The sequence below is a fragment of the Micromonospora zamorensis genome, assembly GCF_900090275.1.
GTDB classification, from domain to species: domain Bacteria; phylum Actinomycetota; class Actinomycetes; order Mycobacteriales; family Micromonosporaceae; genus Micromonospora; species Micromonospora zamorensis.
The window spans coordinates 1850649-1864153 of the sequence record NZ_LT607755.1 but is presented as its reverse complement, the minus strand read 5'-3'; the positions used below and the strand labels follow the sequence as shown (position 1 = coordinate 1864153).

Sequence of the window (13505 nt, the reverse complement as noted above, 5' to 3'; positions counted from 1 at the left end):
GTTCTCCGAGCCGCGCCCCAGCGCTACCGGTGCTGCTGGTTGGCCGCTACCACGTCGGCGGTAGCGCGCCCGGAAATGGTCGGCGGGGATCGTCGTCTCAGGGCATGCCAATTGGTGCCTCGACAGCCGGTCGCCTCGGCGTCCACTCCCCTCACCCCGGAGGATTGGGCAAGATGATCACCAGCTCGCTGACCCACGAGGAACTGCTGCGACTCCCCGCGATTGTCGACCTGTCCACCGCTGCTCGCGCCCTGGGCGTCGGGCGAACGAAGGCCTACGAGCTCGCGAAGCAGGACGTGTTTCCGTGTCCGGTGCTTCGGATCGGGACGTCCTACCGCGTACGCACCGCAGACCTGCTGAGGCTGGTCGGCATCGACCGGCACGGCGCCGATCAGGAGGACTCATCGGACCGGACGCGCGGTTAATCAGTCGGTTTACCCTGGTTCCTGCGGCACAGCCCATCCCGGTCGATACCGCCCGGCAAGCACGTCGTCGACGAGCAGCGCGACAATCCCGGACGGCGTGAGATCGGGCCGCATCACCGCCAGCCTCTCCATCTCCGAGGGCGTAAGCCGGATCTTGACTTGCTGATCCCGCTTCTCGCGCAGCGGCAACGGCAATGGCGGCAGGTTCTCGGCGACAGGACGCTGTCGCGGCATGCCTCAACTCCTCGGCGAGCTCTCGAACGGCTGGATGACGAGTTGAGGTTCCCACATTCCAGATCGCCTATCACCAACTGCCAATGCACGCGCCATCTCGGGCACACTGCTAGGTACCGCTTTTAGGTACCATTAGCGTCAAGCTCGCCGCCGCTTCCGGCACTGAATCTCGGGCGTTGACCATCCCTCCACGAAAGGCGCAGCAGCATGAGCACCTCGGACCCGATCAAGAAGATCACGCTTCGCAGCGGCAAGACCCGTTACCGGTTCGTCCTCGACGTCGGACGCAAGCCGGACGGGCGTCGGGACCAGCGGACGTACACCTTCGACACTAGGAAGGAAGCCAAGGCGGAGTACGCCCGGATCAAGCACGAGACCGACCGCGGCACATACGTCAAACCCGGCAAGATCACGGTCAACGACTTCCTCGACGAGTGGTTGGCGTCCGCCACCCGCGATGTAGAGAAGGCCACCGCCGCCAACTACCGCGATGCGCTGCTGCCGGTCCGCGCCCGCCTTGGCAGCAAGCCACTCCAGGACGTCACCGAGGCCGACATCGAGGCTCTGATCGACTGGATGCTGACGGAGGGCCGGAAGCGTGGCGGCAAGCCGGGAACGGGGCTCGGTGTCCGGTCAGTGCGCCTGACGCTCGGCCGCCTTCGAACCGCGCTGAACGTGGCGGTTCGGCGTCAGCTCGTGGTCCGCAACGTCGCCGCGTTCGTCGCCATCCCCAGAGCGGCCGCGAAGGCCGCAGCCGAGGCACAGGCTGAGCGCAAGCCCTGGACCCAAGAGGAGGTGAAGGCGTTCCTGACCGGCATCACGGGCGAACGCCTCTACGCCGCCTGCCTGCTGTCACTGATGGGTCTCCGACCGGCCGAGGTGTGCGGGCTGCGGTGGTCCGATGTCAACCTCGAGGCCGGAACGATCGCGGCCGGGGACAACACCCGGACGCTCGTGGACGGTGAGATCGAAGAGAAGGAGGCCAAATCGGCGGCTGGCAAACGCGGCCTGCCGATGCCCGCGACGGTAACGAAGGCGCTCAAAGCGTTTCACACCCTGCAGAAGAAGGAACGCCTGAAGGCCGGTAACACCTACGTCGACAGCGGCTACGTCCTGGTCAACGAACTCGGCCAGCCGCAGCGCACCGACTGGCTCCGCCGCCGGGTCTACGAACTGATGGCCAAGGTCGGGGTCCGCAAGGTTCGGCCGTACGACGCGCGGCACGCCTGCCTGACCTACCTCGCCGGCGCCGGAGTGCCCGACGTCGTCCTCGCGGCCTGGGCCGGCCACGCCGACGGCGGCACGCTCGCCAAACGGGTCTACGTCCACCCCGACAGCAGCCACCTCAAGGTGGCGGCCGAGCACCTCGAATCAGGCCTGTTCGGGTGACTCGAGCGCCCGAAATTCAGCAGTACGCGCGTACGTGAGAAATTGTGAGACGAAACGGCAAAGGCCCCGACTCACCGAAGTGAATCAAGGCCTCTGACCTGCTGAAACTCTGTCGGGACGGCCGGATTCGAACCGACGACCCCTTGACCCCCAGTCAAGTGCGCTACCAAGCTGCGCCACGTCCCGCCCTCGCGTGGTTTCCCAACGCGACAGCCGGTACAGCTTAGCGCAGCAGCCCCGGCTCGTTCGCACAGGCCCCACCCGCGCCGCGAGCCAACCGAACCACCGCACACCCCCTAAAGCGTCCTAGGAGGGTGGGGTTGAAGAAATGCCGGACGGGCGAGGACCGCCCATCCGGCATTTCGAGAGAACAGGCAGGTCAGCCGTGCGCCTTGCCCCGGCCGCCGGGGCCTAGCTTCTTGCGCGGGCGGACGGAGATCTCAATGGGGCTGCCTTCGTACCCGAATTCCTCGCGGAGCTTGCGCTCGACGAAGCGCTGGTATCCGGCGTCCAGCGGGCCGGTGGTGAAGAGCACGAACCGCGGCGGTGCCACGCCGGCCTGCGTGGCGAACAGGATCCGCGGCGCCCGTCCACCACGTACCGGGTGGGGGGTGGCCTGCACCAGCGCCGTCAGCCACTGGTTGAGGTACGCGGTCGGCACCCGGGTTTCCCAGCTGGCCAGGGCCTTGTTCAGGGCCGGGGCCAGCTTGTCCACCGCTCGGCCGGTCATCGCGGACAGGTTCAGGCGGATCGCCCAGGGGATGCGGCGCAGCTCCCGGTCGATCTCCTTGTCCAGGTAGTACCGACGGTCGGCATCGACCAGGTCCCACTTGTTGAACGCGATGACGAGCGCCCGGCCCGACTCGGTCACCATCGACAGGATCCGCTGGTCCTGCTCGCTGATCGGCTCGCTGGAGTCCAGCAGCACCACGGCAACCTCGGCGGCCTCGATGGCGCCGGCGGTGCGCAGGCTGGCGTAGTACTCGGTGCCGCTGGCCTTGCCGACCCGCTTACGCAGTCCGGCCGTGTCGACCAGTTGCCAGGTCTGACCGCCGATCTCGACCAGGCTGTCCACCGGGTCCACAGTGGTGCCCGCCACCGAGTCGACAACCGCCCGCTCTTCGCCGGAGAACCGGTTGAGCAGGCTGGACTTGCCCACGTTCGGTCGCCCGACCAGCGCCACCCGGCGCGGTCCACGCGGTCGGTTCTCCACGATCGCCGGGGCTTCCGGCAGCGCGGCGAGGATGGCGTCCAGCAGGTCGCCGGAGCCTCGCCCGTGCAGCGCGGAAACCGGGAACGGCTCGCCGAGGCCGAGCGACCACAGCGACACGGCCTCCATCTCGATGGAGGTGTTGTCAGCCTTGTTGGCCACCAGGATCACCGGCTTGGCGCTGCGCCGCAGCATCTTCACCGCGGCCTCGTCAACGTCGGTGGAGCCCACCATCGCGTCGACCACGAAGAGGACCACGTCGGCGGTGACGACCGCCGTCTCGGCCTGCGCCGCGATGGCCGCGGCGCGGTCCTTCGCGTCCGGCTCCCAACCGCCGGTGTCCACCACGGTGAACGCCCGGCCGTTCCACTGCGCGTCGTACGGCACCCGGTCCCGGGTCACACCGGGAACGTCCTCGACGACCGCCTGGCGGCGGCCGATGATCCGGTTGACCAGAGTGGACTTACCCACGTTGGGGCGGCCGACCACGGCCACCACCGGCTGCGGGCCGCTCGGTTCCTCGACGGCAACCTCGGGCTCCCGCAGCTCGACCCAACCACCACCATCGCTACTCATGCCACACCCCGCTCGGTGAGCAGCTCGCGCAGTCGCGACACGACCTCGTCGATGCCCAGCTCGGTGGTGTCCAGCACCACGGCGTCGGGCGCCTGCGCCAGTGGGTTGACCTTGCGGGTCGAGTCGAGCCGGTCCCGTCGCGCCAGGTCGGCGGCGGTGGCCGCCACGTCAGCGGCGTCCTCCGCGCTGCGCCGGGCGGCACGGGCCTCCTCGGAGGCGGTCAGGAAGACCTTCAGGTCCGCGTCCGGCGCGACGACCGAGCCGATGTCCCGACCCTCGACGACGATCCGACCGACGTTGGCGATCATCTCGCGCTGCCGGGTGACGAGCAGCTCACGAACAGCCGGCACGGCGGCGACGGCGGAAACCGCGCCGGTTACCTCCGGGCCGCGGATGTCCGCGTCCACGCCCACACCGTCGACGGTCACCGCGTACCCCTGCGGGTGGGTGCCGATGTGCAGCTTGACCTCGCCAGCGACCTTGGCCACCGACGCGGCGTCGGTGAGATCCACGCCGGAGCGCAGCACGGCAAACGTGATCGCCCGGTACATCGCTCCGGTGTCCAGGTAGCGCGCACCGATCGCGACGGCGAGCCGCCGCGACACGGTGGACTTACCCGAACCGGACGGCCCGTCCACAGCGACCACACATCGCCTGGCCCGTACGTTTTCCTCCACCGTGTCCTCCTCAGCCCGTACCTCACGGATCGCCCGGTGATCTGGCGCCGCAAGCGGTTTGTCAATCGTCATCAATCATGCCCGCGGTCCGTGGCGGACCTGCGCGCGACGCCGCCGGAGGCGACCCACGCCACCCCGGCGGCCGCGTCTCGGCCGCTGCAAAGCCTACCGGCAGCCGTACCCCGAACTCGGGGGTCAGTCACCCACCGCGTTGAACAGGGCGGCGACCTCGGCGTTGGTCAACCGCCGGATCCGCCCGGTGCGCAGGTCACCCAGCCGGATCGGACCGATCGAGGTACGCACCAGCCGAGTGACCGGGTGGCCGACCTCCTCCATCAGCCGCCGGACGATGTGCTTGCGGCCCTCGTGCAGGCTCAGCTCCACCTGGGCGGATTTGCCCAGAGTGTCCACCACCTTGAACGAGTCGACAGTCACCGGCCCGTCCTCCAGCTCGACCCCGGCCAACAGCCGCTTGCTCAGGTTGCGCGGGATCGGCCCGACCACCTCGGCGAGGTAGGTCTTCAGCACCTGGTACGAGGGGTGCATGAGCTTGTGCGCGAGGGTGCCGTCGTTGGTGAGCAGCAGCAGGCCCTCGCTGTCCGCGTCGAGCCGCCCGACGTGGTAGACCCGCTGCTCCAGCCGGGCGCCGATGAAGTCGGACAGCTCGTTGCGTCCCTTTTCGTCCGCCATGGTGGTGACCACCCCGCGCGGCTTGTTCATCGCCACGTAGACCAGGCGGACGTCGACCTGGAGGCGCTCGCCGTCCACGTGGATCACGGCGGTGGCCGGGTCGACCTTGTCGCCGAGCTTGGCGACCCGCCCGTCCACGGTGACCCGGCGGCGGAAGATCAGGTCCTCGCAGGCACGCCGGGAACCCACGCCGGCGGCGGCGAGCACCTTCTGCAGGCGCTCAGCCCCCTCGAAGACAGGGGCGTCGGGTTTGGGGGAACGGTTATCGGGTCGCATCAGCAAGCTCTTCTACGTCGTCGGGCAGGAAGGGTGCGAGGGGCGGCAGCTCGTCAACGGTGTTCAGCCCGAGCTTCTCCAGGAACAGCGTGGTGGTCCTGTACAGGAACGCCCCGCTGTCCGTTTCGGTGCCGCACTCCTCGACGAGGCCGCGGGTGACCAGCGTACGGATGACCCCGTCGCAGTTCACACCCCGGATGGCTGAGATTCGCGAACGGGTCACCGGCTGCTTGTAGGCGACCACGGCGAGCGTCTCCAACGCCGCCTGGGTCAGCCGTACGGACTGCCCGTCCAACACGAACCGCTCAACGTACGTAGCGTATTCCGGCCGGGTGTACAGCCGCCACCCGCCGGCCGCCCGGCGCAGCTCGAACCCGTGCCCGGCGGCGGTGTAGCCGGCGGCGATCTCGTCCAGCACAGGCCCGACCCGTTCCGCCGGCTGCTCCAGCACCTGGGCCAGGACCAGCTCACTGACCGGCTCGTCGACGACCAGCAGGATCGCCTCCAGGGCGCCGCGCAACTCGGTGTCGGACAGCTCCGGCGCGGGCTCCGGCGCGGCCGTCACCCACCGCCGCCCCGCAGCCTGCCGCCGGGGTAAGCCCGCAGCCTCGGACGACTCCCCCACGACCGGCTCGCCGGGCTCCGGCTCGCCGCGGTCCGATTCGGCGCGGCCCGATTCGGCGCGGCCCGGCTCGGTGCGGTCCAGATCGGTGCGGCCCGGCTCGGTGGGGTCCAGATCGCCGGGGAGCGCGGCGGATTCCGGCTCCTGCACGGGCGGCTGCGCCGCCAGATCGTCCGTGGCCGGCGAAGGCGCGGTGATGTCCGACCTGACGTCTGCGGTGTCCGGTTCGGCGGCGGGCGGACGGGGGCGTTCCCACGGGGGGACCCAGGCGGCCGCCTGGTCGGCCAGGGAGTCCCGGCGATCCTCGTCACTCATCGCGCTCATCCTCCGTCGTTTCCGTCCCGTCCACCCCAGAGGGCTCCCCCGGCAACTCCGGTGCCTCCGGTCCCCCGGTCTGCGCCACCGGCTCCGGGTCGGCCGGGCTGCCCGCGTACTCGTCGACGTGCACCTCGGTGTCACCGTCGGCCGGGCCGGTCCAGCGAACGGTCAGCTCCTCCAGGGCCTGCTCCTGCACGAAGGACACCAGGCCCTCCCGGTAGAGCTCCAGCAGCGCGAGGAACCGCGCCACCACCTCCAGGGTCGCCTCACAGTCCGCGCAGAGCAGCGAGAACGTGGCCGTGCCGGCCCGGCGCAGCCGGGTAGCGAGGATCGCCGCGTGTTCCCGGACACTGACCCGGACCATGTGCACGTGGGCGATGGAGACCTCCGGCACCGGCTTCGGGGTCATCGCCTTCACGGCCAGCTTCAGCAGCCGCTGCGGGCCGATGCCGAGCACCAGGTCGGGCAGCGCGTCGGCGTAGCGGGCCTCCAGGCTGACCGCCCGCGGGTAGCGCCGGCCGCCGACGGCCTCCAACTCGGCGATGTACGCCGCCGCTTCCTTGTACGCCTTGTACTGCAACAGTCGGGCGAAGAGCAGGTCCCGGGCCTCCAGCAGGGCCAGGTCGGCCTCGTCCTCCACCTCGGCGGAGGGCAGCAGCCGGGCCGCCTTCAGGTCGAGCAGCGTCGCGGCGATCAGCAGGAACTCGCTGGCCTCGTCCAGGTCCCAGTTGTCGCCCATGGCCCGGATGTAGGCGATGAACTCGTCGGTGACCGTGTGCAGGGCCACCTCGGTCACGTCGAGCTTGTGCTTGCCGATCAGTTGCAGCAGCAGATCGAACGGGCCGGTGAAGTTGGCCAGCCGCACCGTGAAACCGGTGGAAGCCGGCTCGGCGGGCAGGTCGGCAGCCACGTCGGCGGGCGGCACACCATCGACCACCGCCGTGGCAGCGGCCTCGGGCGGGTCAAGGGGTGGCGCGGTCACCGCACGACCGTAGTCCACGAGGCGGGCACCGGGCGTTCCGGCTACCGCTCCGACTGGGCGGCGATCACCTCGCGGGCCAGCTGACGGTAGTTACGTGCCCCGGAGGACGCCGGGTCCATCGTCGTGATCGGCGCACCGGCCACGGTGGACTCGGGGAACTTCACCGTCTTGGTGATGACTGTCTGGTAGACCTTGTCGCCGAACGCCTCCACGACCCGCTGCAACACCTGACGGCAGTGCGTGGTGCGGCTGTCGTACATGGTGGCGAGGATGCCTTCCAGCTCCAGGTCGAAGTTGAGTCGCTCGCGCACCTTGTCGATGGTGTCCAGCAGCAGCGCCACACCGCGCAGGCTGAAGAACTCGCACTCCAGCGGGATGAGCACGCCGTGCGCGACGGTCAGCGCGTTGATCGCCAGCAGGCCGAGCGACGGCTGGCAGTCGATCAGGATGTAGTCGTATTCCTTGCGGACCGTGCGCAGCACCCGCGCCAGGGCCATCTCCCGGGCCACCTCGTTGACGAGCTGGATCTCGGCGGCGGAGAGGTCGATGTTGGCCGGCAGCAGGTGCAGCCCCGCGACGTCGGTCTTGATGACGACGTCCTCGGCGATGATGTCGTCCTGCATGAGCAGGTTGTAGATGGACAGGTCGAGGTTGTGCGGATTGACGCCCAACCCCACCGAGAGCGCGCCCTGCGGGTCGAAGTCGACCAGCAGCACCTTGCGGCCATATTCCGCGAGCGCCGCGCCCAGGTTGATGGTGGTCGTGGTCTTACCGACGCCACCCTTCTGGTTGGCCATCGCGATGATGCGCGCGGGGCCGTGCCGATCGGTGGGCATCGGCTCCGGAATGGGCTTGCGCATCGTGTAGGCAGCCGGGTCCGCAGGACCGAGGTCCGCGCCGAGCGTGGCCTGCTGCTCGCGGAGCTCCGACGTCCAGGTCTCGGCACGGTCACCGTTGCCAGCCATGTGCTCGTTGCCCCCTCCCGACGACCCCACCCGGCGTCGGAGCCGTCCGACGTCCTTCGCGGCGCCGCTGCGCACCCCGGTCGTGTCGCCCCAGGAGGTCCGCGCCGATGCCGACTGTACGCCACCGACCAGCAGGGGGTTCGGCACCGGCCCGGCGTGTCGGAGCCGACCGCGACCTGTTCAGCCCCGGGCGCGCGGATGCGCGGTGGCGTACACCTCGCGCAGCCGCTCCACGGTGACCAACGTGTAGACCTGGGTGGTGGTCACCGATGCGTGCCCGAGCAGCTCCTGGACCACCCGGACGTCGGCGCCGCCGTCGAGCAGATGCGTGGCGTACGAGTGGCGCAGGGTGTGCGGGGAGACGGCGGCGGGCCCGTCGACGGGCAGCCCGGCCCGCTCGGCGGCGCGGCGCAGGATTCCCCAGGCGCCCTGGCGGGACAGCGCGCCACCGCGGGCGTTCAGGAACACCGCCGGTGTTCCCCGGCCGGAGGCGGCCAGCGATGGGCGGGCCCGGACCAGGTACGCGCGGACGGCGTCGACGGCGTACCCGCCGATCGGCACCAGCCGGACCCGGCCGCCCTTGCCACGCAGCAGAACGGTGCCCTCGTCGGTGTCGAGGTCGTCCACGGCGGCGCCGACCGCCTCGGAGATCCGCGCCCCGGTGCCGTACAGGAACTCCAGCAGCGCCCGGTCGCGCAGCGCGAGGGGCGCGTCCTCGCCGGTGGCGGTGATCGGGCCGGCCATGTCCAACAGCCGGACCACGTCGTCGACCGGCAGGGCCCGGGGCAGCCGACGCGGCGGGGTGGGCGGGCGGACGTCGCGGCTGGGGTCGACGCCGGCCAGCCCCTCACGCAGCGCGAAGCGGTGCAGGCCGCGGACAGCGCTGGCCGCCCGGGCGGCGGAGGAGACCGCCAACGGCGGGTGGGCGTCGTCGCCCGCGCGCAGCCGCGCCAGGTGCGCCTCGACCAGGCCGGCGCCGACCGACGCGAGGTCGGTGACGCCGGCGCCGACCAGGGTGTCGAGATAGCGGTCCAGATCCCGACGGTACGAGGTGAGCGTGTTCGCCGACAGGCCACGTTCGACGGTCAGGTGGTCGAGGTAGCCGCGCACGGCACGGCGCAGGGCCGGCGCGGGCTGTTCGCCCACGCCGGCGCCGGCTACACCGTCGGTCAGTGCCCTGCCCCTCGGCTCGCTACCGCTCGGCCGCCACCGCTCAGGCCAGCGCGTCGGCCAGCGGGAGCACGTCCATGCCGTGCGCCTCGGCGACCGGGCCGTAGGTGACCTGCCCGTCGTGGGTGTTCAGGCCCAGCGCCAGCGCCGGGTCGTTGCGCAGCGCCTCGCGCCAGCCCTGGTTGGCCAGCTCCAGGGCGTACGGCAGGGTGACGTTGGTCAGCGCGTAGGTGCTGGTGTTCGGCACCGCGCCGGGCATGTTCGCCACGCAGTAGAAGATCGACTCGTGCACCTTGTAGACCGGGTCGGCGTGCGTGGTGGGGCGCGAGTCCTCGAAGCAGCCGCCCTGGTCGATGGCGATGTCGACGAGCACACTGCCCGGCTTCATCCGGGAGACCAGCTCGTTGGAGATCAGCGTCGGCGCCTTCGTGCCGGGCACCAGCACCGCGCCGATGACCAGGTCGGCGTCGAGCACGGCCCGCTCGACCTCGTAGGCGTTGGACGCGACGGTCTGCAGGTGGCCCCGGTAGATGGCGTCGGCCGAGCGCAGCCGGGCGACGTTCTTGTCCAGCAGCAGCACCTCGGACTGCAGGCCCAACGCGATCGCGGCGGCGTTCATGCCGGAGACGCCGGCGCCGATGACCACGGTCTTGGCCGCGTACACCCCGGAGACACCGCCGGGCAGCACACCGCGACCCCCGCCGGTGCGCATCATGTAGAAGGCGCCCATCTGCGGGGCGAGCCGGCCGGCCACCTCGGACATCGGGGCGAGCAGCGGCAGCGACCGGTCGGGCAGCTCGACCGTCTCGTACGCGATGCCGGTGACCTTGCGGTCGACCAGCGCGTCGGTGCACTCCTTGGAGGCGGCCAGGTGCAGGTAGGTGAAGAGAACCTGCCCCTCGCGCATCCGGTGGTACTCCTCGGCGATCGGCTCCTTGACCTTGAGCACCAGCTCGGCGGTCTCCCACACCTCGTCGGCGGTGCCGAGGATCTTCGCGCCCGCGGCGGCGAACTCCTCGTCGGTGATGCTGGAGCCGACGCCGGCGCCGGACTCGACGAAGACCTGGTGACCGCTGCGGGTGAACTCGTTGACGCCCGCTGGCGTGATCGCCACGCGGTACTCGTGGTTCTTGACCTCGCGTGGGATTCCGACCTTCACGATGCAGACACCTCTCTTCGGGGCTGCTCTCCCCCGACTGCTCGGTGCCGCGACGGCCCCATTGCCACCGCGGTCCACCGGTCCCGCCGGCGGCAGTCTAGGCGCGCCCGGTGCCGCCGCGAGCCAGCACAGTGGCATCCGGTGCCCGGATGGCCTGACGGAGTGTCAGGGCGCCGCCCGGACTCACCGGTGCGCCATCGCCCCCGCCGTCGGGACAGTGTTCGACCATTATCGCCTGATCTGCCGGATGCCGCTGAGGACAGCCGGCAAGGGCCCCGCGGCTGACCGCGGGGCCCTTTTCACGCGTACCCCCCTCGCGGGGGTGACCGGCGACGACGTTCAGCGTGGCAGTGGCGCGTCCGACCGGCGCAGCGTCGACCAACCGGTGTCCCGGGCGCGGGCGGCGGCGAGCAGCCCGGCCACCGCGGACGCGTTGGTGATCTCACCGGCCAGGACCATGGTGACCGCCTCGTCCAGGTCGATCCGGACGACCTGGAGGTCGGCCTCCTCGTCGCGGCGCTCGTGACGCTCGTCGGCCGGCACCTCGGCGAGATCCCGGGCGAGGAAGACCCGCACCAGCTCGTTGGTGAACCCGGGCGAGCTGTGCAGGTCGACAAGCACATCGACCTGCCCGGCGGTGAGGTCGGCCTCCTCGGCCAGCTCCCGCAGCGCGGCAGCCGGCAGCTCCTCGCCGGAGACGTCCATCAGCCCGGCGGGCAGCTCCCACAGGTGCCGCCCGACCGGGTGCCGGTACTGCCGGATCAGCACCACCTGGCCGGCGTCGTCGAGCGCCACCACGGCCACCGCCCCGACGTGCCGGACCAGGTCACGCACCCCGGTGCCGCCGCCCGGCATGGTCACCTCCTCGGTGACCACGTCGAAGATCCGCCCCCGGTACCGCTCCTCGCGGGAGCGCACCTCGTAGCGGTGTTCGAGATCGCTCACGAGGAGGACGCGGCCTTGGTCGCGGCGCCGTTGCGGGCGGCCTTGCGCGTCGTCGGGGCCTCCGACGCCGCGTCCAGGTCGACCGGCAGCTGGTCGGCCTGCGAGTACGCCACAGCGGCCTTGACGAACGACGCGAACAGCGGGTGCGGTCGGGTGGGGCGGCTCTTCAGCTCCGGGTGCGCCTGCGTGGCCACGAAAAACGGGTGCAGGCTGCGGTCCAGCTCGACGAACTCGACCAGCCGGCCGTCCGGCGAGGTGCCGGAGATGTGCAGACCCGCCTTGGTCAGCGCGTCCCGGTAGGCGTTGTTCACCTCGTAACGGTGCCGGTGCCGCTCGCTGATCTCGGTGCTGCCGTACGCCTCGGCGACGATCGAGCCCTCGGTCAGCGTCGCCGGGTACGCCCCGAGCCGCATCGTGCCGCCCAGGTCGCCCTTGCCGGCGACGATGTCCTCCTGGTCGGCCATGGTGGCGATGACCGGGTGCGCGGCCTGCTCGTCGAACTCCAACGAGTTGGCGCCGTCCAGGCTGGCCAGGTGCCGGGCCACCTCGATCGTCATGCACTGCAGACCGAGGCAGAGGCCGAGCAGCGGGATGCCGTTCTCGCGGGCGTACCGGGCGGTGCCGATCTTGCCCTCGATGCCGCGCACGCCGAAGCCGCCGGGAATGAGGATGCCGTCCACGCCGGCCAACGCCGCCGCGGCACCGGCCGGGGTGACGCACTCGTCGCTGGGCACCCACCGCAGCTGCACCCGGGCCCGGTGGCCGAACCCGGCCGCCCGGATCGCCTCGCTGACCGACAGGTACGCGTCGGGCAGGTCGACGTACTTGCCGACCACCGCGACGGTGACCGTGTGCCGGGGCCGGTGCACCCGCTCCAGCAGGTCGTCCCAGCTGGTCCAGTCCACGTCCCGGAAGGAGAGGCCGAGCCGGCGCACGACGTACGCGTCGAGGCCTTCCCGGTGCAGCACCTTCGGGATGTCGTAGATGCTCGGGGCGTCCGGGGCGGCGACGACCGCCTCGGTGTCCACGTCGCAGTAGAGCGACAGCTTCTCCTTGAGCTTCACCGGGATCTCCCGGTCGCAGCGCAGCACGATCGCGTCCGGCTGGATGCCGATGTTGCGCAGCTGCGCCACCGAGTGCTGGGTCGGCTTGGTCTTCAGCTCACCCGACGGCGCCAGGTACGGCACGAGGGAGACGTGCAGGTAGAAGCAGTTGTCCCGGCCCAGGTCGTGGCGGACCTGGCGGATCGCCTCCAGAAACGGCAGCGACTCGATGTCGCCGACGGTGCCGCCGACCTCGGTGATCACCACGTCGGGGAGGTGGCCGTCCTCGTCCGGGTCGGCCATCGCCAGGATCCGGGACTTGATCTCGTTGGTGATGTGCGGGATGACCTGGACGGTGTCGCCCAGGTATTCCCCGCGCCGCTCCTTGGCGATCACGTCGGAGTAGATCTGGCCGGTGGTGACGTTCGCCTTGCCGGACAGCGCCCGGTCGAGGAAGCGCTCGTAGTGCCCGACGTCGAGGTCGGTCTCGGCGCCGTCCTCGGTGACGAAGACCTCACCGTGCTGGAACGGGTTCATCGTCCCCGGGTCGACGTTCAGGTAGGGGTCGAGCTTCTGCATCACCACCCGCAACCCGCGCGCGGTCAGCAGGTTGCCGAGGCTGGAGGCGGTGAGGCCCTTACCCAGCGAGGAGGCGACGCCCCCGGTGACGAAAATGTGCCTGGTCGTCCGTGCTGATGGGGCCAAGGCCTGCTCCCGTGTCGTCTGTCGCGGTCATGCAGACCGCCGTGCTTGATCAGCAAAGTGATCACGCGATCCACGGGATTCGACGGTAACACCTCCCGGGCGGGTACCCGCAGGCCGCA

At 70.6% G+C, this 13505-nt stretch carries 13 protein-coding genes and 1 tRNA gene; 2 read left to right on the top strand and 12 right to left on the bottom strand.

Annotation, left to right across the window (positions count from 1 at the left end):
* Nucleotides 1-173: 173 nt before the first annotated feature.
* Nucleotides 174-425 (top strand): helix-turn-helix domain-containing protein, encoded by a 252-nt coding sequence (locus GA0070619_RS08375; protein WP_088947537.1) that lies wholly within the window; start codon nucleotides 174-176, stop codon nucleotides 423-425.
* A 9-nt stretch (nucleotides 426-434) separates the two neighbouring features.
* Here the strand turns inward: GA0070619_RS08375 and GA0070619_RS08370 are convergent, their stop codons facing one another.
* The gene (locus GA0070619_RS08370; protein ID WP_088947536.1) at nucleotides 435-659 is read right to left on the bottom strand and encodes a hypothetical protein; all 225 of its coding nucleotides are present in this window, start codon (nucleotides 657-659) and stop codon (nucleotides 435-437) included.
* A 207-nt stretch (nucleotides 660-866) separates the two neighbouring features.
* Between GA0070619_RS08370 and GA0070619_RS08365 the strand changes: the two genes are divergently transcribed.
* The gene (locus GA0070619_RS08365) at nucleotides 867-2048 is read left to right on the top strand and encodes a tyrosine-type recombinase/integrase (RefSeq protein WP_088947535.1); all 1182 of its coding nucleotides are present in this window, start codon (nucleotides 867-869) and stop codon (nucleotides 2046-2048) included.
* A 112-nt stretch (nucleotides 2049-2160) separates the two neighbouring features.
* On the opposite strand, the gene GA0070619_RS08360 is transcribed toward GA0070619_RS08365, so the two are convergent.
* The 11 genes from GA0070619_RS08360 to GA0070619_RS08310 all read right to left on the bottom strand — a co-directional run bounded on the left by GA0070619_RS08360 (nucleotide 2161) and on the right by GA0070619_RS08310 (nucleotide 13386).
* Nucleotides 2161-2234 (bottom strand) — tRNA-Pro (locus tag GA0070619_RS08360).
* Between the two features lie 193 nt (nucleotides 2235-2427).
* Entirely contained in the window at nucleotides 2428-3834 is a 1407-nt protein-coding gene (gene der / locus GA0070619_RS08355; protein ID WP_088947534.1) for a ribosome biogenesis GTPase Der, read from the bottom strand.
* The gene (gene cmk, locus GA0070619_RS08350; protein ID WP_088951642.1) at nucleotides 3831-4511 is read right to left on the bottom strand and encodes a (d)CMP kinase; all 681 of its coding nucleotides are present in this window, start codon (nucleotides 4509-4511) and stop codon (nucleotides 3831-3833) included. The genes der and cmk overlap by 4 nt, the downstream gene beginning before the upstream one ends.
* Before the next feature lie 195 nt (nucleotides 4512-4706).
* Nucleotides 4707-5477, bottom strand: coding sequence for a pseudouridine synthase (locus GA0070619_RS08345; protein ID WP_088947533.1), 771 nt, complete (start codon nucleotides 5475-5477; stop codon nucleotides 4707-4709).
* Nucleotides 5464-6414 (bottom strand): SMC-Scp complex subunit ScpB, encoded by a 951-nt coding sequence (scpB, locus tag GA0070619_RS08340; protein WP_088951641.1) that lies wholly within the window; start codon nucleotides 6412-6414, stop codon nucleotides 5464-5466. The genes GA0070619_RS08345 and scpB overlap by 14 nt, the downstream gene beginning before the upstream one ends.
* Nucleotides 6407-7399: a segregation and condensation protein A gene (locus GA0070619_RS08335; protein ID WP_407667286.1), complete on the bottom strand. Its 993-nt coding sequence runs from the start codon at nucleotides 7397-7399 to the stop codon at nucleotides 6407-6409. The genes scpB and GA0070619_RS08335 overlap by 8 nt, the downstream gene beginning before the upstream one ends.
* A gap of 41 nt (nucleotides 7400-7440) precedes the next feature.
* The gene (locus GA0070619_RS08330; protein ID WP_030487987.1) at nucleotides 7441-8364 is read right to left on the bottom strand and encodes a ParA family protein; all 924 of its coding nucleotides are present in this window, start codon (nucleotides 8362-8364) and stop codon (nucleotides 7441-7443) included.
* Nucleotides 8365-8544: 180 nt separating this feature from the next.
* Nucleotides 8545-9510: a site-specific tyrosine recombinase XerD gene (locus GA0070619_RS08325; protein WP_088947531.1), complete on the bottom strand. Its 966-nt coding sequence runs from the start codon at nucleotides 9508-9510 to the stop codon at nucleotides 8545-8547.
* Nucleotides 9511-9577: 67 nt separating this feature from the next.
* Nucleotides 9578-10693: an alanine dehydrogenase gene (ald, locus tag GA0070619_RS08320; protein ID WP_088947530.1), complete on the bottom strand. Its 1116-nt coding sequence runs from the start codon at nucleotides 10691-10693 to the stop codon at nucleotides 9578-9580.
* A 339-nt stretch (nucleotides 10694-11032) separates the two neighbouring features.
* Nucleotides 11033-11638: an NUDIX domain-containing protein gene (locus GA0070619_RS08315; RefSeq protein WP_088947529.1), complete on the bottom strand. Its 606-nt coding sequence runs from the start codon at nucleotides 11636-11638 to the stop codon at nucleotides 11033-11035.
* Nucleotides 11635-13386 carry a CTP synthase gene (locus GA0070619_RS08310; RefSeq protein ID WP_088947528.1) on the bottom strand — a complete coding sequence of 584 codons (1752 nt, stop codon included), beginning with the start codon at nucleotides 13384-13386 and terminating at the stop codon, nucleotides 11635-11637. Before GA0070619_RS08310 ends, GA0070619_RS08315 begins: the two co-directional genes overlap by 4 nt.
* Nucleotides 13387-13505 lie beyond the last annotated feature (119 nt).

What these genes read in the sequence shown, in the direction of transcription:
- GA0070619_RS08375 (WP_088947537.1), top strand. Translation starts at nt 174, where the DNA reads ATGATCACCAGCTCGCTGACCCACGAGGAACTGCTGCGACTCCCCGCG.
- GA0070619_RS08370 (WP_088947536.1), bottom strand. Translation starts at nt 659, where the DNA reads ATGCCGCGACAGCGTCCTGTCGCCGAGAACCTGCCGCCATTGCCGTTG.
- GA0070619_RS08365 (WP_088947535.1), top strand. Translation starts at nt 867, where the DNA reads ATGAGCACCTCGGACCCGATCAAGAAGATCACGCTTCGCAGCGGCAAG.
- der (WP_088947534.1), bottom strand. Translation starts at nt 3,834, where the DNA reads ATGAGTAGCGATGGTGGTGGTTGGGTCGAGCTGCGGGAGCCCGAGGTT.
- GA0070619_RS08345 (WP_088947533.1), bottom strand. Translation starts at nt 5,477, where the DNA reads ATGCGACCCGATAACCGTTCCCCCAAACCCGACGCCCCTGTCTTCGAG.
- scpB (WP_088951641.1), bottom strand. Translation starts at nt 6,414, where the DNA reads ATGAGTGACGAGGATCGCCGGGACTCCCTGGCCGACCAGGCGGCCGCC.
- GA0070619_RS08330 (WP_030487987.1), bottom strand. Translation starts at nt 8,364, where the DNA reads ATGGCTGGCAACGGTGACCGTGCCGAGACCTGGACGTCGGAGCTCCGC.